The sequence below is a fragment of the Herbidospora daliensis genome, assembly GCF_001570585.1.
Lineage (GTDB): Bacteria > Actinomycetota > Actinomycetes > Streptosporangiales > Streptosporangiaceae > Herbidospora > Herbidospora daliensis.
This window is the reverse complement of the sequence record NZ_BBXF01000008.1, coordinates 1-25629: the sequence shown is the minus strand read 5'-3', so window position 1 is coordinate 25629 and position 25629 is coordinate 1. Positions and strand designations below refer to the sequence as shown.

The window sequence follows — 25629 nt, the reverse complement described above, 5'->3', positions numbered from 1 at the left end:
CGGCGTCTAGATCTTGTCGGGGATCTCGTGGCGGTGCCGGGCCCCCTCGACGACGCCCTCCTTCGTCAGCGCCGCCGTGATCAGGTCGGCGAGCTGTTTCTGGCCGGTCACCTTCGGGTTGTCGGCCAGCACCCGCGCGATGACGGCGGCGCGGGTCTCGGTGAAGCTGCGGCCCCCGGAGTCGGGCAGGTAGTCCTCGGCCTCCTCGGCCCACGCGACCCCCGGGGTGATGATCGAGTAGAACGGGCTGACGGACTGCCCCGCCTCGCCCGGCGGGATGGCCGCGGAGATGGTGCGCACGAGCTCGTCGCCGATGACGTCGTCGTCGCCGCCGGACGTGGGGTCGATGGCGTAGTAGACGACCATCTTGTCGTGCTTGACGTTCCGCTGGGGGTCGGCCCAGTTGGAGAGGTACATCTTGAACTGGTAGAACCTCGGCCCGATGTCCGGGTCGGCGAACAGCGGGGCGAGCGCGTTGCCGATCGCCAGCGCGGTCTGCTGGTTCTGTACGTTCACCACCAGCCGCCGGGCGCGGTAACGCATGTCCTTCGGTTCGGGGTGGCTGCGGTTGCGCACCCGGAAGTAGTCGCCGGCGGCCAGGGCGGCGGAGAACGGCCCGCCCGACTGGTTCTCCACCTCCCATCGCCCCTCACCGGCCACGATGAGGTCTTCGACCTGACGCCGGGTGACCGGCCGGGCGAGGTAGCCGGGGCCGCCGACCCCCATCAGCCGGTAGACGTCCGACAGCGTGTCGTCGTCGAGGTCGACGCGGGCGCCGCCCTTCGTCGGGTCGTAGTAGCGGCGGTAGAGGTCGCTGATGAACCGGCCGTCGCGGGCGCCGTTCATGCGGTAGCGGCCGACCCGCGCGGCGGGGGTCTCCTGGACCCCCGTGGGCGAGGCCACCATGTCCGACACGACCGGACGCCGGTAGGGGATCTTGATCGACGACGGCTTGGGCACGCCCTTCTTCTTCTTGAACGACATGGTCTCCTCAGCTCGGCTGACTGTGGCGGTGGCGCTGGTTCCACGGGATGCCCTGGACGTCGAAGACGTCGAACACCGCCTGGGCCAGGTCGTTGGCGTCCGCCATCGGCTTGCCGTTGCCGAGGACCTCCCTGATGAGGGCGGCGCGGCTGTCGGTGAAGCTCTTCCCCTCGGCCCACGGGGCGAAGTGCTGGGTCTCCTCCCCCCAGGTGACCGCGGTGGCGACCCGGGACAGGAAGGGGCTGGTGATCATGACGGCCTGGTCGGGCGGCAACATCGTGTTGACCGCCTCGAGCAGGCGGTCGCCGACCACGTCGGGCCCGCCGTCGACGGCGTCGTCGGCGGTCTGGTAGTAGAGCACCAGCTTGTCGGTCTTCACCGGGCTGTCCACCGCGACCTCCGACAGGAAGACCTTGACCTTCCCGAAGTAGGGGCCCACCTGGCGGTCGTCGAACAGTGAGGTCAGCCCGCCGGCCAGCAGCAGCGCCGTCTCCTGGGTCTTCACGTTGACCGCCAGGCGCCGGGCCCGCCCGGCGTTCCGGCCCGGATCGGCGGGGTGCTTGTGGTTGGCGAGGTGGAAGTAGTCGCCCTCCTCGGCGGCCTGCGCCAGATCGGCGTACTCCTGCGGGACGGTGACGAACCGCTGGGTCCGCACGCCGAGTGAGGCGAGGGCGAGGACCGAACCCTTCTCGAGCGGTTCGCGCAGGTAGTCGGCGTACTCCAAGGGGTCGTCGGTGCTCATCAGGCCGTAGAGCAGCCGCTCGCTCACGGTGTGGACGCGGGCTCCGGTGCTCCTGTCGTAGTAGGTCTCCCACAGGGATTGGAAGAACTCCATGTCGCGCTGGTAGTTCACCGATCTCCGGTCGGCGGCGTCCTGGGTCTCGTCCCGCTGACGGGGGGAGGCCGGGCCGGGCAGCGCGGCCGGTTCCGGCACGTCCCACAACCGCACCGGCGGGAGGTCCCCGACCTCCTCCGGTACGTCGAACTCCTCGGGTACGTCGAACTCCTCGGGTACGTCGAAGTTCTCAGGTACGTCGAACTGCTCCGGCGCGTCGGCCGGGTCGGTCTCCGTCTCCGGGGCACGCGGCACGGGCGCGCTGGCGGAGCGGGCCCTCGGCCCGGCCGACGGCCGGACCGGGGTGGACAGGCTGCGTCTCTTCTTGAACGCCATGGGGCTCCTCGTCAGGACAGGCCGATGAACTCGGTGCGGCCCAGGAAGTAGGCCGCCTTCAGCCGGTCGGGCCCGGCCGACTCGTAGAGCTCGACGGCGGCCGCGCCGGAGGAGCCGTAGCCGACGTCGCCGACCTCGGGCAGCAGGTCGGCGGTGAGCACGTCGGCGACCCCCTCGACCAGGATCTGCGGGTCGGCCGTCTCGGCGGCCCGCGCCAGGTAGTGGGGGTGGGCGAGGCGGTGCAGGAACTCGTGCGCCAGGGTCCGCCGCAGGTGCGGCCCGTCCGGAATCGTGGCCGGCACGTAGACCGGGCTCCGCAGCCCGGTCTGGTGAGACGGGCTGACCTCGATCAGCTCGGCGACCAGGGCGTCGAGCTCGGGCGAACCGGCCAGCCACTCCGTCAGCAGCGTGTCGAGCCGCTCGCGGTGGACGGCGTGGTCGTAGCCGTCGAGCAGCGCCCCGGCGGCCAGGTCGCGGCCGAGCAGGTGGACCTGCTGCCGCAGGTGGGCGAGCCGGTCGCCCTCTCCTGTCGGACGGGCGGCCGACGGGAGCACGTTGTCGGCGAACACGTAGCCCTCGTGCAGCGGCCCGTCGGCCCGCGCCATCGCCCACATCGACGGGTCGGCGCGGACCAGCGACTCGATCTCCGCGGCGGCGCGCCCGAGAAGGCCGGGGTCGGCGAGCTCGTCGGGCTCGGCCGCGGTCGCGTCCCTGACCTCGACGAGCCGACCGGCCAGCAGCGGGAGCAGTTCGTCGGTGAGCCGGTCGGGGTCGAACCGTCCGACGGCTGGGAAGAACGCGGCCGGCCTCGGCCGGGCCAGCGACGCCGGGAGGGCGGTCTCCAGCCAGCCGGAGGCGGTGAGGATCTCGAACTCGAACCCGGGGTCGCCGGGTTGGTGGCGGCGGCTCGCGGCCTGGTCGACCAGGAGCGAGCAGGCGCGCCCGCCGTCGAAGCCGGGCCCGGCCCCGTCGGTGTTGTGGACCAGCAGGTCGAGGCCGTGCAGCAACCAGCGCTGGGCGGCGGCGTCCTGCCCGGCCACGTCGTCCCACCGGGACGCGAAGTCGTCGTAGGCCAGCGGACCGCGCAGCCGGGACTCGAAGGAGCGGAAGTCGTTCTCGACGTCGATCGGGGCGGTGGGCAGGTCGCGTTTGGTCTTGGCTAAGGGCATCAGGTCACCTACAGGCCGATGAATTTGACGGCGCCCAGGAAGTAGGCGGCCATCAGGTTGTCGATGCCCACCAGGGCCTTGATGATCTTCGCCTTCTCGCCGGCCGCGCCGTAGCCGACCTCCAGGTGCTTGGCGGCGGGTTCCTCGAAGGGTTCGTCGCCGAGGATCAGCCGCCGGATCTCCTCGTTGCTCCGCACCTCCTGCACGAGCTGGGCGAAGAACTGGGCGGTGAGCAGGTCGGTCAGCCCTTCGGTCAGCACCTGTCCCTCGCCGATGTTCCAGCTGGCCTCGGTCAGCTTCTCGTGGGTGAGGGCGTGCAGGAACTCGTGGATCAGGGTGCGGGCCTGCCGCCAGCGGAACTGGGTCCGGCTCATCACCTTGGTGCTCGGGAACAGGGGCTGCACCATGATCTTGCCCTGCCCCTTGGAGCAGCAGGCCGTCAGCTTGCTGACCGCCTTGAGCGCCTGCTTGAACTGCGGGTTCGCCAGCAGGTCGGCGTAGATCGTCTGCAACGCCTCCCGGTCCTCCTTGCGGGACGGGTCGTAGCTGGTCGTCTTGAAGGGGGCGCCGTAGTTCTGCCCCCAGCCGACGAGCTGGCCCCGGTTCATCAGCCAGCCGAGCAGCTCGTTGTCGTCGCCCGGTTTGCTCAGGGTGCTGACGAGCTGTTTCTCGTACGTCCACCCGTTGTGGTAGAGGCTGTCGACGGCGGCCAGCGGGAAGGTGCCGAAACGTTCCTTCAGCCAGCCCTGGAGGAAGCCGGCCACCTTGGCGATGTCCTCGATGGCGTGGCGCGCCATCGGCTTGCCGGTCTCCCGCCACGCCTTCCACTCGCTCATCACGACCTGATGCATCAGGTTCTTCATCTGGACGCCGAGCTGCTGGAAGTCGAGCGGCGGGAGGAGGACGACCTCGCCGCGCTCGGTCCGGGCCGGGTGGTAGAGCGACAGCAGCTTGAGGCAGGTGGGCCGGTCGGGCGGGAACAGGCTCGACAGCAGCTTGCCCTCGACGAAGCCGCCGACCTGGAGGACCTGCATCTCGAACCCGTGCGACGGGGCCGAGAGCGACAGCCGGCTCTGCTTCTTGGCCATCGCGATGAGCCGCTGGACCGCCGCCCCCGGGTTGACCCCCATGGCCGACAGCGCCTCGGCGTTGTCGGAGAGCAGGCACAACGCCCGCATCACCCAGACGGTCATGCGCGGGTCGCGGGCGCCGTACTTGTGCATGAACGCCGCGCCGAGCGGATGAGGCCGGCCCAGGATGCGTTCCAGCCGCGTGTCGATGAAGTCGGCCTCCTCGCCGTCCTCCATGCGCTGGAGCGGGGTGTAGTCGATCTTCAGGGTGAGGCCGAGCTGGCTGACCGGCAGGTAGACGGCGTCGTCGGCCCCGGGGAGCTGGAGGACCTCCTCTATCTCATCGAGCATCTGGAGCACTTCGGGCGAGATGCCCTGGTCGGCGCTCGACTCCCCCGACTCCTGCGGGGCGTCGGGCACCACCACGACCTTCTCCCGCTCCGAGGAGGAGGAGTTCCCCTCGCCGGGCCGCCGGATGTGGATCGTGATGTCGCTCCGGTTCGTCCGCGGCGTGGGGGTGGAGTGGTTCCACCGTGTCGGGGGCGAGATCGTCGTCGTGGTCGTGGTGGTCGTGGTGGTGTTCGACGGGATCTGCTGCGGTGTCTGGTGCGTGGTCTGCTGCGGGGTCTGGTGGGTGGTCAGGTGCGTGGTCTGCTGCGGGGTCTGCTGGCGGGGCTGGGTGCGGCCCAGGCCGAAGACGCTGGCCAGGCTGAAGCCCGGCGACGGCACCCGGTTCCCGGTCTGGGACGCGGGTGTCGTCGTCGTGGTGGTGGACTGCTTGTTCTTGTTCTTTTTCTTCTTCTTCAGCATCACGCCGCCCGGTAGGTCAGGATCAGCCCGACGTCGGCCAGCGCCTCGCGGTCGCCGTCGCCGGTGAAGGTCAGGGTCTCGGCCCGCAGCCCCGGCACCCGGAGCATCGTGCCGTCGTTGACGGCCTGGCCGTTCAGCAGCAGCCGGGCCGATCCCCAGTCGGCCAGGTCGTAGCGGGCGTACAGGCCGGTGAGCTGGACGCCGACGATGTCGGGGAACAGGTCGGGCGTGAGCGGCAGCACCAGGTCGCCGCCGCCGGCGAAGACCTCCCACTCGGCCGGGAACTCCCCGGCGACGTCGACGTACCGGGCGGCGGCGTACGGCTTGCGCATGCCCCTGACCGCGTTGGCGAAGACGTCGCCGCCCTGCTCGGCGGTGTACTTGACCAGCAGCGTCACGTCGTAGAGGTCCCACGGGCGGCGGCCGGTGACCTCCATCTTCCACGTCGAGACCGCGCCGGTGCCCTCGAAGGGGAGGTAGCGCTCGTCGTCGAAGCGGAGCTCGAACAGGCCGTTGTTGTCGCGGTGCTGCTCGGTGTCCGACAGGGCGATCTGCTGGCTCGGCCGCCAGTCCGACCTGATGGACTCCGGTAGGTCGCCCTTGGCGTCGAGCAGGTAGCGCACCGCCTTCGGGTCGGGGGTGAGCACCGTCTTGTGCCCGGTCTGGGTGAGCACGGCGTTCACCTCCAGCGGGCCTTCGGGTCCGTCGAAGACGACCGAGACCGTCTTGATGCGGCGGGCGTAGTGGCCGGGGAAGTCGCGGTCGAACAGCGCCTCGGTGAGGGCGAACTCGCAGCGGCCGTCGTTCTTCAGGTTCAGCACGGCCAGCGGGTCGAGCTGGAGCAGCGAGATCCGCTTGGTGATCTCGAAGCCCCGGCCGTCGGCCGCGACGTAGGCGCTGCCGAGGCGTTCGAGGTCGACGCCGAGGGCCTCGCCCGCGAGCAGGCCGGCGCGACGGCTCTCCCAGTAGACCGGCTGGATGTGGGAGTCGCTCACGCCCTGTTCGTACTGGTAGGCGCGTTCGGCCGCCTTGGCGGTCTCGTGGGCGAGGCCGTAGCTGGCGAAGTACATCTGGGCGAGCCGGCCGGCCTGCCACTGGTAGAGCTCGGCGTTGGTGAACTTGCCGGTGAGGAAGGTGGCGACCGCGTCGAGATCGGCGATCTCCTGGTCGATGATCTCCAGGTCGCGCTGGGCCTGGACGAGCTGCGCCCGCGCCGAGGCGACCTGGTGGCCCAGTTCGCGGTGGTCGGCCTTGGCCAGCATGACCTGGTAGTTCCAGTCGGCCTCCTGGCGTTCCTGCTCGACCCGCACGCCGTAGAGCTCGCCCAGCACGCTGAGGCCCTCGCCGAGCGCCTCGGCGATCTCGGCGCCGGTCTCCATGGCCTTGCCGACCTGCTCGCCGCCGATCATCGTGCCGAAGATGAACGGACCGGCCAGCACCTGCGGCGCGGCGTACGCGATGACCGCGCCGACCTTCAGGCCCGCGCCCGTCAGGTGGGAGGCGGCGGCGGCCGTCATGATGTCGAGCTGCGAGCGCTGGAGCGAGGTCAGCCCGTCGGCGATCTGCTTCTCGTAGTACTTCTGCCGCGCCAGGGCGGCCTCGCGGGCGGCCTCCATCTGCGACAGGTACTCGGTGGCCATCTCGACCTGCGCCTCGCGGACGGCCCGGCTCATCTGCCGGATGTTCGCCTCCTGCTTGTTCTGCAGGATCGACAGCTCCTCGCCGTCGCGGCGTTCGAGCACGCCGAGCAGTTCGCCGCCGAAGGCGCGCAGCCGGTCGACGAGGTCCTGCGCCTTGCGGTGCAGGAAGCCGAACCGGTAGTGCGGCACCGGACCCGCCAGGCCCGCGCCGACCTGGTCGGGGGTGAGCCCGGCGGCGGCCCCTCTGACCAGCGCCATCACGTCGGCGGGCGGCTCGAACAGCGGCAGCGGGCGGCTGACGCCGAGGATGTCGAGCGAGGCCCTGATCTTGCGCAGCCGGTCTTCGACCCGGTCCCAGTACTCGCCGAGCACGGCGTTGCCGGGGATGAAGAAGTAGCCGTCGGCCACGCCCCGGTGGATGGCGCCCATGCCGTCGAGCAGGCTGCCGCCCGCCGTGACGCGCTCGGCGTAGGGGTCGCTCTCGTCGGCCGGGTCGAGCTCCTCGTAGGTGCGGGCGATGGGCAGGTGCCGCCGCCCGACGCCCTGCGGCCGGTCGCCGAGCAGGTCGTGGGCGAGGATGTAGAGCATCCGCGCCTCGTCGACCGACTCCATCGTGTACTGCCGGAACAGCAGGTCGCCCCAGTCGAGCAGGTTGTCGACGTACGCCATCACGACCGCCCGCCGGTAGGCGGTGGGCCGCAGCGCGGCGATGGCGTGGGGGTCGAACGGGTCGTCGAGGTAGCTCTTCAGCAGCGCGCCCCGGTCGCCCATGAGGTCGTACTGGCGGCGCAGGCGGGCGATCATGCCGGCCTTCTCGCGGAGCCGGTCGTAGGCCGCGAACGGCTCCGCGCGGGCGGCCAGGCCGTCGAGGAGGGTCTCGTCGGCGTCGGTGCAGGCGCGGGCGTGGTCGAACAGCGGGGCCAGCGTCTCGAGGTCGGCCAGCAGCGGGGCCATGTCGACCCCGACTTGGGCGGGCAGGTTGCGCAGGTCGATCCGGCAGCCTTCGACGAGCGCCCGCAGGTCGATCGCGAGGAACGGCAGGAAGCGCCAGTAGCGGTCGGGCTCGGTGGGGTCGAAGACGTACTCGTACCAGCGTTTGGCGTCCTCGAAGCGCTGGGCCGCGTTGAGCGCCTGGGCGATGAGCATCGGCGCGTGGAAGAAGATCTCCCAGTAGTAGCGGCCGTTGGCGCTCTGGAAGTCGAGGTGGCTGCTCACCGGCACGCCGTCGATGTTGGGCTGCACCTGGATGGTGGTGGAGCCGGAGGTCTTCGTACTGAAGGCGGGCAGTTCGTCGATCTCCTGCGTCTCCGGCGCGAGCAGCGCCGGCACCCCGCCGACCAGCAGCCGCCGGTTGAGCTCGAACGCGGTGCTGGAGGTGAGCCGGACGATCTCGTGCTTCAGCGAGGCCCACTCGATGGGCCGCTGGAGCACGCCGCCCTTCGGGTTGCTCTGGTAGTTCGGGCCGAGGAAGAGCAGCAGTTCGGCGTCGGCGTCCATCATGCCGTTGTAGGTGGTGGCGAAGGCGGGCGGCAGCGAGCGCCAGTTGCCCTCGATCGGGATGAAGTCCTTGATCGCGGTGAGTTCCCGGTCGGCGGGGATGACCGTGTAGGAGTCGCCGGCGAAGACGTAGCGCTGGTCGTCGCGCCGGAAGGTGCCGTCGATCCGCTGCGGCAGCGTCTTGGGGTAGCCGGCGTCGGCGACGGCCGGGATCTCCGACCCGCTCACCTTGTAGCGGAACAGGTCGAGGCCGCTGACCAGGTAGAGGTAGGTGCCGTCGGTGCGGACGTCGACGTAGGCGGCGTCGACCGAGGCGCCGGTGTTGAGCCCGGTGGAGATCCGGCCGAGCGGGCGGGTCGGCCGGGCGGTGGCGTCGGCGCCGACGGTGTAGGTGTCGTCGCCGAAGTAGTAGGGCGTGCCGTTCATGTCGATCGCCGACCGGATCTTGCGGTCGGTGGGCAGCTGGTCGGGGTTGCCCGCCAGGTCGCGCGGATAGTCCTTGTCGGGGGCCGTGTTGGCGACGTCGGAGAAGCGCGCGTACGTCGTGCCGAAGAACAGGAAGAGCGTCGTGCCCCGCGTGAGGGTGGCCAGCACCCTCGGCTTGACGCCCCAGCGCGCCGCCACCTTGGCCGAGGAGAACGCGCCGGTGTCGAGGTCACGGGTGACCAGGTCGGAGCCGTTGATGAAGTACTCGGTCCGGCCCATCGTGAACGCCGCGTCGACCGAGGTCCACGTGGGCAGCTGGTCGGGGTTGGTCCTGATGGCCTTCGGATAGCCGAGGTCCATCCGGTTCAGGCCGGTGAAGCGGTAGTACTCCGCACCGGTGAAGATGAAGTGGTGGTCGCCGCGCACCAGGACCGCGTCGACCCGGCCGGTCTGGGCCAGTTCGGAGTCCGTGACGTTCCCCCACCGGTCGGCGATCTTCTCCGTGGTGGTGCGGACCGGGCCGGTGGGCTTGATCACGACGAAGTCGCCGCCGTTGAAGTAGTAGCGCGAGTCGCCGAGCTGGAACCCGGCGTCGATCTTCGCCCACTGCGCGGCGCCGGTCCGGTCGCCGCCCTGGCCGGGCAGCCGGTGGTTGTTCTCCTTCAGCGCCAGGACCGGCGCGTCCTCGCCGGGGTCGGCGATCATCGGGCGGACCAGGAAGCTGCCGCCCTTGTGGTCGACGCTGAACCACGGCCCGTCGGTCGACTCGGCCGGCATGTTGAACCGGACCACGCCGCCGACCGTCTCGGCGAACACCTTGCGGGGGTCGATCAGGCGCGGCATCGGGGTCGGCGCGGAGATCGGGATGGCGTACAGCTCGGGGGTGAGGGCGTGGGAGCGGGTGTACTGCGTCCCGCCGGCCCGGTAGGTGGCCGCGACCACGATCGAGTCGTGGACGCCGGCGCCCGGCACGGTCGACGACGCCTGCACCGACAACTCCTCGATGACGATCACGCCATCGTGCAGGGCGCCGGGCGGGAGGGTCTGGGTGGCGACCCACTCGCGGTTGAGGTTCTGGAAGGAGTAGCAGACCCGCACCCGCTTCTTGGGCGGCGGGGCCGACACGTTCTGCTCGTCACCCTTGGTCGTGGTGGTGAGGACGGTCTTGCCGGTGTCTTCGGGGGCGACCGACTCGACGACCGTCCAGAAGACGAAGACCCGGCCGAAGGCGTGCACGGGGTGCACCTGCTCGGCCTCGATCTGCACGTCGACGCGCGACCACGGCTCCCAGCTGGCCGACAGGCGTTCGCCGTCGCGGAACTCGGCCTCGCGGAAGTACCACCGGCGCGGTTCGGTGCGGGTGCGGCCGAACAGCACCAGCTGGCGGGTGCCCTCGGCGTCGTCGTCGGCCTTGTAGACGTAGGCGCCGGCGATGGCCAGGCGGCTGACCTCGGTGTACTCGTCGAGGTAGCGCTTGTAGGCCCGCTGCACCGAGTCGGCGGTGATCTCGCCCTGGAGGAGGTCGTCCTCCAGTTCCTTGAACGCCGGGGTCTTGGTGTCGCGCAGCTCGGGGCGGATGTAGTTCTCCGGGTAGAGGAAGACCTTCCGGTTGGCCTCCCAGATCCGGTAGTTCTTCAGCCACGTCCACCAGCTGCGCAGCTTCGGCTTGACGTCCTCCTCCGCGGTGAGCTCCTCCAGGTCGAGCAGGTAGCGGTGCAGGTAGAGCTGGGTGGCCGCGATGGCCTCCCGCACCCGCGAGGTGACGCCCTCCCGGCCCATCTCGACGTCGATGAGGGCGTGCTCGTAGATCTGGGCGGCGGTGGCGAGGTCGGGGTGCAGGTGCAGCACGGCCGGGACCAGCGCGTCGCGCCTGAGCACGTTGAGGTCGCCGTGCGCCAGGGGCGCGACGGCCTCGGGCAGCAGCGCCTCCAGCGTGTCGGCGGTCGCGCCGTGGAGCTTGGACGGCCCCGCCCCGGTCTTGGCGGCGACCGCGAACAGGCGCACCAGCTTGAGCAGGAACTCGATCTCGAAACGCTCGTCCTCGACGGGGAACTCGGTGATCAGGCCCGCGTTGCGCTTGGCCCAGCGCAGTTCCTCGACGTCCCAGGGGAAGATCTCGGCCAGCTTCTCGTACGGCTCCGCCGCGCCCTTGGCCAGCAGTTCCGCGAGCCCGCCGTGGCGGCGGCTCAGGTCGGCGAACTCGGTGATCGTGTGGACGTCGGACAGCCGGTAGTCGGCGGCGTCGGACCACCGGTGCCGGAACAGCTGCGGGAAGGTGCGGTCGACCACGTCGAGGCGGCCCGAGTAGCGCACGTATTCCAGGTCGTGGACGAGGTAGGTGGCCTCACCCAGGGTGAACGCGCCGGTGACGCCGTCTTCGAAGGTGCGGGGCAGGTCGCCGAAGTCGTCGCGGATCGTCCGCGGGAAGCCCTCGTCGGCGTGCTTCAGGTCGGCCGAGGAGTAGCGCACGTACTGGCCGCCCCGGAAGACGTAGAGCTCGCCGCGCGGGGTGACGAACGCCGCGTCGACGGTCGAGCCGTCGGCGAAGTCGTTGCGGATCCTCCCGAACGTGGTGGCGACCTCGCCGAGCACGCCGTCGGCGGTGAACCTCGTGCCCTTGAAGAAGTGCACGACGCCCTCCCGGAGGAACGCGGCGTCGACCCCGTCGCCGAACTCGGGCGGCAGGCCGGTCCAGTCGGCCTCGATCGTGCGCGGGAAGCCCTCGTCGACGTAGAGGTAGTCGCCGCCGGTGTAGCGCACGTACTGGTCGCCGGAGAAGAGGTAGGTGTGCCGGTCGCGCACCAGCGCGGCGTCGACCTTCCGCCGGTCGGCCACGGTGTTGCGGACCCGGCCGAGCAGCCCGAGCGGATAGCTCGCGGTCAGGGCCGTCGACACCGCGAACACGGTGCTCCCGACGACGAGGTGGGCGGTGCGGCCGTTGGCGACCGCCGCCGCCACGGGGGTGTTCAGCACGGCGTCCTCGAACGCCTCCGGCAGCCCGGCGAACGCCGCCTCCCGGCGCAGCTCGACCGAGATCGGCTTGGGGTAGCCCGGGTCGGTGTGGCGATACTCCGTGCCGGTGTAGCGCACGTACTGCGACCCGCCGAACAGGTAGGTGTGCCCGCCGAAGACCACGGCGGCGTCGACGCGGGAGCCGAACGGGTTGACCGACCGGCCCCACCGGGCCCGGATCTCCTCCGGCGCGGAGAAGGCGCGGTCGGCGTACCGGGTCCAGGTCTCGGTGAAGAAGAAGTACGTCGCCCCGTCGGCCCCGGTGAACGCCGACCGCAGCCGGTCGCCGGTCGCGACCGAGAAGCCGCGCCACACCCGCTCGATCGGCCGGGGGTAGGACCACAACCCGGTCGCCTCGCTGAACTGCACGCAGCGTTCCCCGGCGAGCAGCACCATCGTGTCGCCCTCGAACAGCACCGCGTCGGGCATCGGGAACCCGTCGGGCGCCTTCCAGAACGTCTCGTCGGTCAGCGTCGGGTAACCCGGGTCGGGGGTGGTGTACGCCCCCTCGTCGCCGGAGTAGACGAGGTGCCGCATCATGCCGGAGGCGTCGGGGTGCTCGAACACGTACGTCTTGCCGTCGCGGTAGTAGGCCAGCCGCACCCCGGTCAGCCCGCCCCAGTGGTCGGCGATCGGCTTCGGCTCGCCGTCGATCACGTCGGGCGAGTCGCCGTAGACGACGAACTGGTCGCCGGAGAAGAGATAGGTGCGCCCGTCGCGGCCGACGAACGCGGCGTCGACGGCGTTGTCCTGGTAGATCGTGTTGCGCGGACGGCCCCACTCCTCGTCGAGCGGGTAGTCCTTGCCGATGGCGGTGTTGAAGCACATCGGGCCCTTGAACAGGTAGACGTTCCCGTCGGCCCCGGTCAGCACGGCGTCGAGGCCGCTGCGGTAGTCGGCCGGCACGGTCCGCAGCGCGAGCGGCCGGGTCTCCGCGCCGGACGCGGGCCCTTCGAGGGCGTGCTGCCGCCGCCACCCGGCCGAGGTCTGCACCATGACCGAGCCGTGGTCGACGTAGGCGGCGGTGACGCCGGGGAGCTCGTACGACCGGGTGAGGGAGTCGGAGACCGCGTGCCACCGGTCGCCCCGGAACAGGTAGACGGTCCGGCCGTCGGCGAACGCCGCGTCGACCCCGTCGAGCTCGACCGTCAGCGCCTTCAGCCGGGGCTCCGACTTCAGCGACGACAGCGCCTTCGGGTAGCCGAACTCGACGTGGTCGTAGTCGTGGTCGCGGTAGCGGACGTACTGCGCGCCGGAGAAGAGATAGGTGTAGGTGTGCGTCGACTCGATCCCGTCGGCCTTCTCGGTCACGTCGACGACCAGCGTCGCGTCGACCCGGCCGGTGCGCTGGATGGTGTTGACGACGTTGCCCCAGAAGCCGGCCGTCGTGGCCGGGTAGCGGTCGTCGATCTCGGTGTAGTCGGCGGTGGAGTAGCGCACGTAGTCGGGGCCGGAGAAGACGTAGGTCTTGCCGTCCTTGCCGACGAACGCGGCGTCGACCGTCTCGAACGGGATGCTGTCCCACCTGCTGGTCAGCGGCCTCGGCTCCGACCACCAGCGGTGGCGGTTGTCGAAGACGGCAAAGTCTCCGCCGCTGAACAGGCAGGTCTCGTTGTCGCGGCCGGTGAAGACGGCGTCGATCGAGCCGAACGCGTCGGGCAGGTTCAGCCAGTTCTCGGCCAGCGGCTTCGGGTAGCCCTCGTCGGGCCGGGTGTAGTCGCGGGTGGAGTAGCGGACGTAGAAGGGGGTGTCGTCGCCGTACACCTTGATGCGGTCGCCGACGCGGCGGATGGTCAGCCGGATCCCGCCCTCGGCGCCCACCTCCCACTGCGGCGCGGCCCCGGTGACCGGGGCGGTGGCGGCGACGGTGACGCCGTGGGCCTGGAGGCGGCGGCGCAGCGCGGGCGAGCAGTTCCCGTCGGCGAGTTCGGCCTCGTAGTCGGCCGGCAGGTCGAGGATCAGGCCGACCGGGCCGAACAGGTGGGCGGAGCCGTCCATGACGAACGCGGCGTCGACCCGGTCGAGCCCGCCCCAGTCGCCCTCGATCGCCCTCGGGTAGCCGGGGTCGACGACCGAGTAGTCGGCCGAGGAGTAGCGGATGTACCGGTCGCCGCTGAACAGGTAGGTCTTCCCGTCGAGGCCGACGAACGCGGCGTCGACCCGGCCGCCGGGCAGCGCCTCGTTCGGCACGCCCCAGACCTCGGCGGTCGGCCGGATCTGGCCGCCGGGCAGCGCGACGGTCCGGCCGTCCTTGAACAGGTGGACGGTGTCGCCGGCCGCGAACGCCGCCTCGACGGCGCTCTCGAACTTGACCGGCAGGCCCGGCCACCAGGTCTCGATCCGCTGCGGGTAGCCGTCGGCGACCCGGACCCCGTCGTTCTCGGGGTTGTCGGTGTAGCGGACCACCTGGTTCCCGGCGAACAGCAGGTAGCCCTCGCCGTCGGCGTAGGCGGCGTCGACGCTGGTCGCGCCGTCGAAGGTGTTGCGGACGCGGCCCCAGCGGTCGGTGATCGGCTGCTCCTGGCGGCCGTCGAAGGTGCGGTCGCCGGAGAAGACGTGGGTGCGGCCGTCGTGGCCGTGGAAGACGGCGTCGACGGCGTCGCGGAACCGTTCGGGCAGCGGGGTCTCGCCCTGCCACCACTCGGCGATCGACCTCGGGAAGCCCTCGTCGGCCACGGTGAACGGGCCGTCGGCCGAGTAGCGCAGGTACTGGTCGCCGGTGAACAGGTGGGTGTGGCCCTCGGCGTCGACGTAGGCGCCGTCGATCTTCTTGGGGGCGGTGAAGCCGTTGCGCACCGAGCCCCAGGTCTGGGCCTTCGGGGCCCAGCGTTTCTCGCCCTTCGCGCGGGTGAAGGCGTGCGACCTGCCGTCGTCGCCCCGGCCGACCAGCCAGTCGACGCCGTCGCGGGTGAACGCGGCGTCGATCGCGGTCAGCCCGGAGAAGCGGGGCGACAACTCGGTGAGCGCCTTCGGCCGCTGGTCGGCGAGCTCGTGGCCGGCGGCGGAGTAGGTCCAGTAGGACGCGCCCCGGAACAGGTGGATCAGCCCGTCGTGGCCGCTCAGCAGGGCGTCGAAGCGGTCGACGCCACGCGGCAGCGCGAGCGGCTCGGGGAACTTCCCGGCCAGGTCCTGGTCGCGGAAGGCGACGGCGACCTCGTCGACGTCGAGGCCGAGCTTGGCCGCCAGCCGGGCGAAACGGCGCAGCCGCCGGTAGACCCGGCGGAAGTCGGGCCCGGCCGTCCCGTCGGCCGCGGGGGCGACCAGCACGTCGAGGGCGCCGGGCGCGACCGCCGCGCCGATGGCCTCGACGACCTGCGACGACACCCCGAAGACGTCCTGGAGCACGTTGAGCAGCGTGCGGTGCTGGCGGCCGGCGAGGTCGCCGAGGGTGGCCGCGATCTCGGTGATGGCGGCCAGCTGCTCCTTCGCGGTGGCGTGCAACACGAAGAAGACGTCCTTGGCGTAGTCGTCGACGCCCGGCAGGGTGAAGTCGAGCGCGCTGGTGATCTGCCGGAAGTAGCCGATCCGGCCTTCGGGAACGGCCAGCGACGGCGTCAGGTGCCCGGCCTCGACCAGCATCTCGACCAGCCGGGGCCGCTCGTCGTCGTCGAAGCCGAGCTCGGCCAGGGCGGCGAGGTCGATCCGGTAGGGGGCCTGGGCGCGGGTCAGCGCCGCGATGCGCTCGAAGACCAGCTCCCCGTCTCCGGCGGTGAAGCCCTCACCCAGGTCGACGGTGCCGTCGGCGTCGTCGAGCTCGGCGCGCAGCTCCTCGTGGATGCGCCCGCCCCGGGTGATCGGCCCCTCCAGCCGCGCCACCACGCGGGCCGCCATAGCGGCGTCGGCGAGTGCGGCGAAGTCGTCGGGGGCGACCAGGTGCATCTCGGCCTTGACGGCGGCCAGCTGCGCCTTGATCGCGTCGAGGACGACCCGGCGGACCGGATAGAACTCCAGCGCGATCCCGAAGTCGGCGACGTCGAGCACGGCCAGCGCCGCCTTGTCGGTGAAGCACAGGTCGGCGTCGAGGAAGCCGTTGAACCGCAGGCTCTGGGTGAGCGAGTCGAGCTGCTCGGCGGTCAGCCTGAGCTCGGCGAACGCGGCGCGGTCGAGCTCGATCCGGGCCGCGCGGAAGGCCGCCACCCGGTCGCGCAGCAGCGCGAGCACGGCCGGGGCCACGTCGTCGAGCGGCGCGTTCACCCGGAACTCGGTCACGTTGACCGGCTCGGCGAAGAAGTCGGGGTCGGTGACGTCGCCCTCGTCGGCGAGGTGGCCGTTGTGGACCAGGTTGTCGTAGAGCTCGGCCCGCTCGGCCTCGGTCAGCTGCGGCAGCGCGCTCGCCAGGTCGGAGGGGTAGAAGGCCCCCTGGAGCCCGGCGATGACGGCGAACAGCTCGTCGCGGTGGACGGCGAAGTCGCCGGCGAGCGTCAGCTGCTCGGGCAGGTCTTCGGTGGCGAGCAGCCCGTCGGGCCGCAGCACGCCCCGGATCACCAGGTTGGCGAAGATCTTGGACGTCAGCCGGTCGGCCAGCCCCAGCCCTTCGAAGTCGCCCGCCGCCAGCACGCCGAGGTCGTCGACCGCCCGGTAGGCGGCGGTGGCGACGACCGCCGGGTCGAGCCGCAGCAGGCGCGGGTCGTGCGGGGAGACCACGCCGTCGCGGCGGGCGGCCAGCGCCTCGTGGATCACCCGGGCGGCCCGTTCGTCGAACCGGTCGGAGACGAACACCTCGGGGGTCAGCGCGACGGCCGCGAACTGGTCGGCGATCGAGGCGACGACCTCGGCCTGCTCGGCCGCCGACTCCGGCGTGGCCGGTTCGCCGAGGATGCCGGTGAGGTCCTCCCCCGCGAAGCCCCACGTCCGCATCCACCCGACCACCTCGACGAGGGTCTGGGCCAGCCAGAGCGAGGAGACCGGGTCGTCGTCGCGTTCGAGCATGCGGTAGACGTCGGCCGAGGTGGGCGCGAGCACCGGCAGCACCGGGAAGGTCGAGTGGCGCTCGATGGCGGGGTCGTTCTCCAGCGCGGTCAGCACCGCGAACAGTTCGGCGACCGAGAGCCCGAGGTGGCCGGTCAGCCGGGCGACCCGGTGGAGGACGACGATCGAGGCGCGGCTGATCTCCCGGTCGAACGGGCTCTCCTCCAGCGGCCCGGCGTAGCGGTCGCGGAACCGGCGGACGGTGTCGACCAGCTCCGACTCGGCCATGTCGATGGAACGTGCCAATTCGCGGCGGAACGTCCGGTTCTGCGGGGCGAGGATGTCGCCCGCCGGGCGGGGGCGCTCGCCGACCTCGGCCGGGAGGGTGCGGGTGGTCAGCGTCTCGACCAGGTCGAACGGGACGTCGTGGGTGCGGTGGAGGTGGGTGGCGGCGGCCACCGCGCGTAACGTCTCGCGTTCGAGGGTCGAGGTGAACGCGCCGACGACCCGGTCGAGGTCGGTGAACGACAGGCCGGTCTTCTTCGCCAACCGGATGAACCGGTGGGCCCGGTCGAACCAGACGTCGGGCGGGTCGCCGCCGCCGCGCAGCTCCAGCGTCCGGCCGTCGGCGGCGACCTCGACCACGGCGCCCTGGTGCACGAACGTGCCGGTGAGGGAACGGTCCAGATCGGGGTCGCCGTAGAGGAGCTCGGTCAGCTCCGCGCCGGTGAGCGAGGCGGCCTCCAGGAACCGCTCGACGTCGTAGAGGACCGAGATCGGCTGGTCGCCGAGCCCGTAGGCCTCGGCCAGCCCGGCGGCGTCCTCGCGCGGGGTGGCGATGACCTTGACGTCGTCTCCGGTCAGGCCCAGGTAGTCGCGGGCGACCCGGTCGCGGTCGACCTTGGCGGCGAACAGCCGGTAGAACTCGACGGGGTCGACGCCCAGGTGGCGGAGGTAGGTGGTGAACCTGGCGGCGTCGAGCGAGAACGGCAGCGCGAGCGGGTGCTTCAGCTCGGTCAGCCGCACGTAGGGGTCGTCGCCGACGAGCGCCTCCAGCACCTCGTTGACGATGTCGAGGTAGGGCACCGTCGTGGAGGTGTTCTCCTCGTCGAGCCGGATCTTCCCGATGCCGGGACGGCGGCCCAGCAGGGAGACGTCGTGGAAGGTCTCCTGCAGGAACGTGAGCAGGTCGGTCAGATAGGCCGCGGGCGAGTAGACCGAGCGCGCCTCATCTCCCGTCCGTAGATCGAGTTCTCCGAAGAGTCGTTCATAGCTCGGGATCGAAGCATCGCTGCGCACGCGGAATATCCCCTCCATCGACGGCCCCCGAATCGGCCGCCTCATGCTCGCCGATCCGGCAAAGAAGAGCTATCTACCGAAACGGTGACAACTCCGATCACTTCGGTTTGTCCGGCGATGCAAGACTGAGCGACATGACCGGAAATGTCGGCACATGAACGTCGTCCGTCCTGATGTGACCCTCGACCAGGCCCGAGAGATCGCCGACACCTGCTTCGGCGTCCGCGGCGAGGTCAGGGAGGTCGGCAGCAATCAGGACCGCAACTACGTCGTCGACGGCCGGTACCTGCTCAAGGTCGCCAACACCGGCTACACCGACGCCGAACTCGACGCCCAGGACGCCGCGTTGCTGCACCTCCGCGACCGGATGAGGGTGCCCCAACCGCAACCCGCGGCCGAGGGCGGCTACGTCGCCCGGTTCGGCGACGGCCTGCGGGCCCGGTTGCTGACCTTCGTGCCCGGCCGGCCCCTGATCGAGCACGCCTACCTCGCGCCCGTGGTCGTCGGACGGCTCGGCGACCTGGCCGGGCGGCTCGCGGCCAACCTCGCCGACCTCGACCACCCCGGCCTCGACCGCGTCTCCCAATGGGACCTGCGCCGGGCCCGGACCGAGATCGACCAGATGATCGGCTCGTTGTCGACCGGCCGCGACCTGGTGCGCCGGGCCGCCGACCTGGCCTGCGACCGGCTCGACGCCCTGGCGGGCGACCTGCGGACGCAGGCCGTCCACGGCGACCTGACCGACGACAACGTGGTCTGCTCGATCGGCCGCGACGGGCGTCCGGTGCCCGACGGCGTGATCGACTTCGGCGACCTCGGGCACGGCTGGATCGTCGGCGAGCTCGCGGTGACCTGCGCGTCGCTGCTGCACCACGCGCCCGAACGGCCGCTGGCGATCCTCCCGGCGGTGCGCGCCTTCCAGCGGGTGGTGCCGCTGAGCGGCGACGAACTGGCCGCGCTCTGGCCGGCGATCGTGGCCCGCACGGCGGTGCTGGTGGTCAGCGGGGTCCACCAGGCGCTGCTGGAGCCCGACAACGACTACGCGACCGAGCGGCAGGACGCCGAGTTCCGCGCCTTCGAGACCGCGCTGAGCCTGCCGTTCGAGGTGGCCGAGGCGGCGTTCCGGGAGAGTCCGCCGGCCCGGTTCTCGGGCGCGCCGATCGTGCCGGTGCTGCCGGTGCGGGACCTGTCGGTGACGGGCGAGCTGCCGGGCGGGGTGCTGGAGACGTACACGCCGGAAGAGGGCGTCGCCCACCGGGCCGGCGAGCCCCGGCTGACCGAGACCCGGATCCACTCCTTCGACGCGCCCGCGACGGTCCCGCTCGGCGTCGAGTCGCGCCTCCCGGCGGGCACCGCGGTGCACGCGCCCTTCGACGGCGAGGTGCATCTGGGGGTGCTGCACGGCGCCACCCTCGACCTGCGGCTGAGCGGGGTCGAGATGTGGGAGGGTCCGGTCCGCGCCGGCGACCAGATCGGCGCCGTCTCCGGTCCGGTCTACGCGACCCTCTGCTCGGTACGCGACCTCGAACCCCCGGCCTTCGTCACCCCCGAGGAGGCGGCCGCCTGGCAGGCCGTCTGCCCCGACCCGGGCCCCCTGTTCGGCATCCGCCCGGCCCCCGAACCGGCCCCCTTCACCCGCGACGCGCTGGCCGCCGTCCAGGAGCACTACTACGCCGACCCGCCCCGGATCGAGCGCGGCTGGCGGCAGCACCTCACCGACGTGCACGGCCGCACCTACCTCGACATGGTGAACAACGTCGCGGCGATCGGGCACGCCCACCCGCGCCTCACCGAGGCGGTGTCGCGGCAGCTCGCCCTGCTGAACACCAACTCGCGGTTCAACTACCGCGCCATCGCCGACTTCTCCCGGCGGCTGGCCGACCTGGCCCCCGATCCGCTCGACACGGTCTTCCTGGTCAACAGCGGCTCCGAGGCGGTCGACCTGGCGCTGCGGCTGGTCCAGGTCGCCACCGGCCGCGAGGAGATGCTCTGCGTCGCCGAGGCCTACCACGGCTGGACGACGGCCTCCGACGCCGTCAGCACGTCCACGGCCGACAACCCGAACGCGATGGCCACCCGCCCGGCCTGGGTGCGCCCGGTCCCGGCCCCGCACCGCGACCCCGACGCCCTCGCCAAGGCCCTCGCCATGATCGGCGAACCGGCGGGCTTCATCGCCGAGGCCTTCTACGGCAACGCGGGCGGCATCCCGCTCCCCGACGGCTACCTGTCGGCCGTCTACGAGAAGGTCCGCGCCCACGGAGGTCTGTGCGTCGCCGACGAGGTCCAGGTCGGCTACGGCCGCCTCGGCCGCCACTTCTGGGGCTTCGAGCAGCAGGGCGTCGTCCCCGACGTGATCACGATCGCCAAGGCCATGGGCAACGGCCATCCGCTGGGCGCGGTCATCACGACCCGGGAGATCGCCGAGACCTACCGCAGGGTGGGCTACTTCTTCTCCAGCGCGGGCGGCAGCCCGGTCAGCTGCGTCACCGGCCTGACCGTGCTCGACGTCATCGAGGAGGAGGGCCTCCAGGCCAACGCGGCCCGGGTCGGCGACCGCCTGCGCGACCTGATTGAGAGTCTGGCCGCCGAGCACCCGATCATCGGCGCGGTGCACGGCCTGGGCCTCTACATGGGCGTCGAGCTGACCCGGCCCGACGGCTCCCCGGCCACCGAGGAGACCTCGGCGATCTGCGACCGGATGCTGGAGCTCGGCGTGGTCGTGCAGCCGACCGGCGACCACCTGAACATCCTGAAGATCAAGCCGCCGATGGTGCTGACGGAGGACAGCGCCGCCTTCTTCGCCGCCGCGCTGGCCCGCACCCTGTCGGAGGGTTGGTGAATCCCCAGGTGGGGGCAGTGGACGGGGTATGAATCCCCGTCGCTGGCGTGCCCTGGCCGTCTGCCTGGTCCCGGCGTTCATGACGCTGCTGGACGTCTCGATCGTCAACGTGGCGCTGCCCGACATCCAGGCGGGGATCGGCGCCAGCGACAGCGGCCTCCAGTGGGTGGTGTCCGGCTACGCCCTCGCCTTCGGCCTCGCTCTGATCCCGGGCGGGCGGCTGGGCGACGCGCGCAGCCGGCGGGCGGTGTTCATGTGGGGCATCGTGTTGTTCACCGTCGCGAGCGCGGCCTGCGGCGCGGCCCAGAACGAGTGGTGGCTGATCGTCGCCCGGCTGGTGCAGGGGGCGGCGGGCGCGCTGATGATGCCGCAGGTCAGCGGCTACATCCAGGAGATGTTCCAGGGTGCGGAGCGCGGCCGGGCCTTCGGCTACCTGGGCGCGGTGATCGGCCTGTCCACCGCCGTGGGCCCGCTGCTGGGCGGCGTGCTGATCCAGCTCTTCGGCGAGGAGAACGGCTGGCGCTGGGTCTTCTACGTCAACCTGCCGATCGGCCTGCTGTCGTTGCCGTTCGCGCTGCGGCTGCTGCCCGCCGAGAACACGCGCCGGACGTTGAAGGCGGGGTTCGACCCGGTCGGCGTGGTGCTGCTGGCGGGCGGGCTGCTGCTGGTGCTGCTGCCGTTCCTGCAGAACCAGCAGTGGCCGGGCGCGCCGAAGTGGCTGCTCGTCCCCGCCGGAGTGGTCGTGCTGGCCGGGTTCGCCGTCTGGGAGCTGCGGGCGGCCCGGCGCATCGAGCCGCTGGTGCACATGGACCTGTTCCGGTCGCGGGCGTTCACGCTCGGCGGGCTGATCGGCGTGCTCTACTTCGCCGGGTTCACCGCGATCTTCTTCGTGTTCACCCTGTTCCTGCAGAACGGCCTGCAGTATTCGGCGCTGATGGCCGGGCTCGCCTCGGTGCCGTTCGCGGTGGGCTCGGGCATCTCCGCCGGGATCAGCGGGCGGCTGGTGCACCGCTACGGCCGGGCGCTGGTCGCGTGGGGGTTGTTCATCGTGGCGGTCGGGTTCGTGGCCACGATGCTGGCCGTGCACGAGGTGCCCGGCCAGCACGCCGGGTGGGCGGCGGCCGGGCCGCTGCTGCTGTCGGGCGTCGGCAGCGGGCTCGTCATCTCGCCCAACCAGACCCTCACGCTCAGCCACGTGCCGGTCGGGCGGGCCGGCAGCGCGGGCGGGGTGCTGCAGACCTGGCAGCGGATCGGCTCGGCCGCCGGGATCGCGGCCGTCGGCGCGGTCTACTTCGCCCACCTGGCGACCTCACGCGGGAACTGGGCGGAGAGCTTCCAGATCGCCATGCTCACCTCGTCGGCCTTCGTGGTGGCCGCGCTGCTGGTCGCCCTCTACGACCTGTTCGGGCCCGGCCGGTAGGTCAGCTCGACCACGCCGTCGCCGAACGGCCGGGTCTCGATCAGCCGCAGGTCCATGACGAGGCCGGGCGGGAACAGCGGGGTGCCGCCGCCGACCACGACCGGGTTCAGGAAGAGCCGGTACTCGTCGACCAGGCCGTGGCGCATGAACTGGGCCATCAGGTTCGCCCCGCCGAGCGCCATGTCGGCCCCCGGCGTCGCCTTGAGCTCCCTGACCCACTCGGGGTCGAGCTCCCGCACCACCTCGGTGTTCCAGCGGTCCTCGCGGAGGGTGCGGGAGAAGACGTACTTCTTCTTGGCGACCCAGATCCGGGCGAAGTCGGCGGTCTCGCGGGAGGCCGCCGGGTCGTCGGCGGCGGTCGGCCAGTAATCGGCCATCAGCTCGTGGGTGACCCGGCCGTCGATGAAGGCGCTCAGCGGCGCGAGCAGGGCGTTGAAGTGGCGGTGCAGCTCGGCGTCGACGCGGTGCCAGGAGATGTCCCGGCCGGGACCCTCCATGTAGCCGTCGAGCGACACCGCCGACATGATGACGATCTTCCGCATCCCCCCAGGCTAGCTAGTGGGTCGCGTCGAGCGCCGCCCGCTGCTCGGCCGTCAGCTCCAGGTCGACGGCCGCCAGGTTCTCCTCCAGCTGGGCCAGGGACGAGGCGCCCGCCAGCGGGATGATCGGCACCTCGTGCCCCATCTGCCAGGCCAGCACGACCTGGTTGACGGAGGCCCCCGTCTCGGCGGCGATCTCCCGCACCCTGGCGAGCCGGGCGTCCACGCCCGGGTGCCGGAAGTCGGGCGGGAACTCCTTGTCGGCCCGCGTGTAGCGGCCCGACAGCAGCGGCGAATAGGCCACCAGCACGAGCTCCTTCTCCTCCCTCAGGTACGACATCAGGTCGGGCCCCGCCGCCCCGAGGTTGCCGTCGCGGAACAGCGCGTCGGGGATGTCCACGCGGGGGCGCAGGTAGCTGTGGGCGTACTGGAGGATCTCGTAGCCCGGCAGCCCCCGCGCCGCCGCCAGGGCGCGGGCCCGCTCGACCCGCCAGGCGGCGTGGTTGCTGACCCCGAGCATGCCGACCAGGCCCTCGGCGACCAGCGCGGCGAAGCCCTCGACGGTCTCCTCGACCGGGGTGCGGGGGTCCTCGATGTGCGCGTAGAGGACGTCGATCCGGTCGAGGCCCATCCGCTCCATGCTGCGTTCGGCCGACTCACGGATGATCTTCGCCGACAGCCCCTCGGGGTTGTCGGTGTAGCTCGTGCCGGGGGCCAGCGGCCGGCCGCCGACCTTGGTGGCGATCACGATCTCGGCGCCGACGCCGCGCGAGCGCCGCCAGCGGCCGAGCAGTTCCTCGCTGTGCCCGCCCTGGCCGCCGTCGGTCCAGAAGGCGTAGTTGCCCGAGGTGTCGATGAAGGTCCCCCCGGCCTCCACGAACCGGTCGAGGATCGCGAAACTGGTCGCCTCGTCGGTCACCGAGCCGAACAGCATCGCCCCCAGCGACAGCACGCTGACCTCCCGCCGGGTGGCGGGGGTGGCGCCGATCGTGCGGTATCTCATGTGGTCCTCCCGTCGTCGCGACCGAGTCTGGGTGCTGGACCGCGCTCCAGGTCAAGCTGTTACGTCACGACAAGTCCGGAAATGTCGGGAGGGGTATTTCCCGGAACTCCAACGTATTCGTCATGGGAAGACAACCTTTCCCCTATTCACGGCATCCTGTGGCGTGTTCCCTCGTCATTCGGAGTGCCAATGTCCCGCGTCGCCGTCGCAGTTTCCGTCATATTAGTCATGTCGGGCCTGGGGTTATACGTCCTGTTTTGGGCAGATAACCGGACACCATGCGAAGCCGCCGTCGAAATCGTCGCCCAAGTTCAGCAGATTGATCCTAAAAGTCCGAATCTCGCGAACACGCTCACCGTGATCGACGGCCTGGTGGGAGGCCGCCTCGACAACGTGTCCGATCGCGCGAACCCCGTGCTCACCGCCGATCTGACGCGCCTGCGCTCGGCGCTGCGGGGGGTCACGGCCGAAGATCTGAGCGACCCGACCAGCGAAGTCCGGGAGACGATGGCGAACGTCCTCTCATGTCAGAACGTCGGCGCTTTTCCTGCGCAATACAAACTCGTTTACGTTAGTTAGCTATGTCCAGCTTTTCGCTTTTTGGTACGCCGGGCACCCTACTCAGCATTACGGAATCAATTCAGATCCCGTAATTCGGATGCACGTACCAAAGAGCATGGACTGACATGACTTTTCAGGATAAAGGGCGCGAGTTCGGTCGTCGCGCCGTTCGCGGCGCCAAGGCGCTCGCCGTCGCAGTAGCGGCGAGCGGCCTGGTTCTCACCGGGGCCACCGGCGTCAGCGCCAGCACCTCCTCCGTCACCGGCGCGAGCGTGCTGAGCGACAACATCGGCGCCATCGGCTGGAAGTTCCACGAGAAGCGGCCGCTGAAGCGCGTCAAGATCAAGGTGATCAAGCGCTTCCGCCACCACCACCACAGGCACCACCGCTTCTTCCACCGTCACCACCGCCAGCACTTCGTCCACCGCAGCCACCACCACTGTGACCACGGCCACCACCACGGCGGTCACCACGGCTGGGACGGCGACGGCTACGAGAGCGGCTGGAGCGACGACGAGGGCGGCTACGGCGCTACCCGCAGCTGGGGCGGCGACGGCGACTGGGGCCACGGCGGCCACCACTACGGCGACCGCTGCAACCACCACCACCACGTGCACGAGCGGCACCACCACCGCCGCGACCACCACCGCTTCGAGGAGCACCACAAGCACCACAAGAAGAAGCACCGCCACCACGAAGAGGAAGAGCGCGAGCACCACGGCCACCACGGCCACCACGACCGCGGCTGGGACGACAACAACGACCGCGGCTGGGACAACGAGCAGGGCGGCGGCGGCTGGGACGGCGGTTGGGACGACAACGGCCAGCAGCCTCAGATGCCTGAGCAGCCGCAGCCGCAGTTCCAGCCGGCGGCCCCGCAGGGCCCGCAGGGTCAGCAGGGCGCAGTGGTTCCCGGCACGCAGCAGGGGGCCCAAAACCCTAACGTGCCCGTCAGCTCCACGGCCCCGCTGCGGGCACAGAGCGTGGCGGGGTGGCACGACGATCCTCGCTGGAAGAAGCACCACCACCCGGTCATCATCCGTGGCCCGCGCGGCCCAATGGGCCCCATGGGTCCGCAGGGCCCCCAGGGTCCGTCCGGTGGCCCCATGGGCCCCCAGGGTCCGCAGGGTCCCCAGGGCCCGGCAGGACCCATGGGACCTCAGGGTCCTTCGGGTTCGAACGGAGCCCAGGGCCCGGTGGGCCCCCAGGGCCCGAACGGACCGCAGGGTCCGATCGGTCCCCAGGGCCCGATCGGTGAAACGGGTCTGATCGGCCCGGCGG

The 25629-nt window shown here is 71.2% G+C and carries 10 protein-coding genes and 1 pseudogene; 4 read left to right on the top strand and 7 right to left on the bottom strand.

The window, feature by feature from the left end:
• Positions 1 to 6: 6 nt before the first annotated feature.
• The 5 genes from AW274_RS32720 to AW274_RS32700 are packed head-to-tail and all read right to left on the bottom strand — an operon-like array spanning position 7 to position 17986.
• On the bottom strand, positions 7 to 984 hold the full coding sequence (locus tag AW274_RS32720; protein ID WP_062440759.1) for a T3SS effector HopA1 family protein: 978 nt from the start codon (positions 982 to 984) through the stop codon (positions 7 to 9).
• A 7-nt stretch (positions 985 to 991) separates the two neighbouring features.
• Positions 992 to 2155, bottom strand: a complete 1164-nt coding sequence (locus AW274_RS32715) for a hypothetical protein (protein ID WP_062440756.1) — start codon at positions 2153 to 2155, stop codon at positions 992 to 994.
• Between the two features lie 11 nt (positions 2156 to 2166).
• The gene (locus AW274_RS32710) at positions 2167 to 3324 is read right to left on the bottom strand and encodes a hypothetical protein (protein WP_062440753.1); all 1158 of its coding nucleotides are present in this window, start codon (positions 3322 to 3324) and stop codon (positions 2167 to 2169) included.
• An 8-nt stretch (positions 3325 to 3332) separates the two neighbouring features.
• Complete coding sequence (locus tag AW274_RS32705) at positions 3333 to 5204, bottom strand: hypothetical protein (protein WP_062440749.1); 1872 nt, start codon at positions 5202 to 5204, stop codon at positions 3333 to 3335.
• Positions 5204 to 17986 (bottom strand): Tc toxin subunit A-related protein, encoded by a 12783-nt coding sequence (locus AW274_RS32700; protein ID WP_062440745.1) that lies wholly within the window; start codon positions 17984 to 17986, stop codon positions 5204 to 5206. The genes AW274_RS32705 and AW274_RS32700 overlap by 1 nt, the downstream gene beginning before the upstream one ends.
• A 154-nt stretch (positions 17987 to 18140) precedes the next feature.
• Between AW274_RS32700 and AW274_RS32695 the strand changes: the two genes are divergently transcribed.
• Positions 18141 to 20825 (top strand): aminotransferase class III-fold pyridoxal phosphate-dependent enzyme, encoded by a 2685-nt coding sequence (locus AW274_RS32695; protein ID WP_062440730.1) that lies wholly within the window; start codon positions 18141 to 18143, stop codon positions 20823 to 20825.
• A 28-nt stretch (positions 20826 to 20853) separates the two neighbouring features.
• Positions 20854 to 22245: an MFS transporter gene (locus tag AW274_RS32690; protein WP_062440727.1), complete on the top strand. Its 1392-nt coding sequence runs from the start codon at positions 20854 to 20856 to the stop codon at positions 22243 to 22245.
• On the opposite strand, the gene AW274_RS32685 is transcribed toward AW274_RS32690, so the two are convergent.
• On the bottom strand, positions 22218 to 22787 hold the full coding sequence (locus tag AW274_RS32685; RefSeq protein ID WP_062440723.1) for a dihydrofolate reductase family protein: 570 nt from the start codon (positions 22785 to 22787) through the stop codon (positions 22218 to 22220). The genes AW274_RS32690 and AW274_RS32685 overlap by 28 nt on opposite strands.
• 13 nt (positions 22788 to 22800) lie before the next feature.
• Entirely contained in the window at positions 22801 to 23787 is a 987-nt protein-coding gene (locus AW274_RS32680; RefSeq protein ID WP_062440720.1) for an aldo/keto reductase, read from the bottom strand.
• Positions 23788 to 23976: 189 nt separating this feature from the next.
• Between AW274_RS32680 and AW274_RS40775 the strand changes: the two genes are divergently transcribed.
• Complete coding sequence (locus AW274_RS40775) at positions 23977 to 24366, top strand: hypothetical protein (protein ID WP_157520853.1); 390 nt, start codon at positions 23977 to 23979, stop codon at positions 24364 to 24366.
• A gap of 107 nt (positions 24367 to 24473) precedes the next feature.
• Positions 24474 to 25629: pseudogene (locus AW274_RS42790) on the top strand (hypothetical protein); the annotation flags it as partial.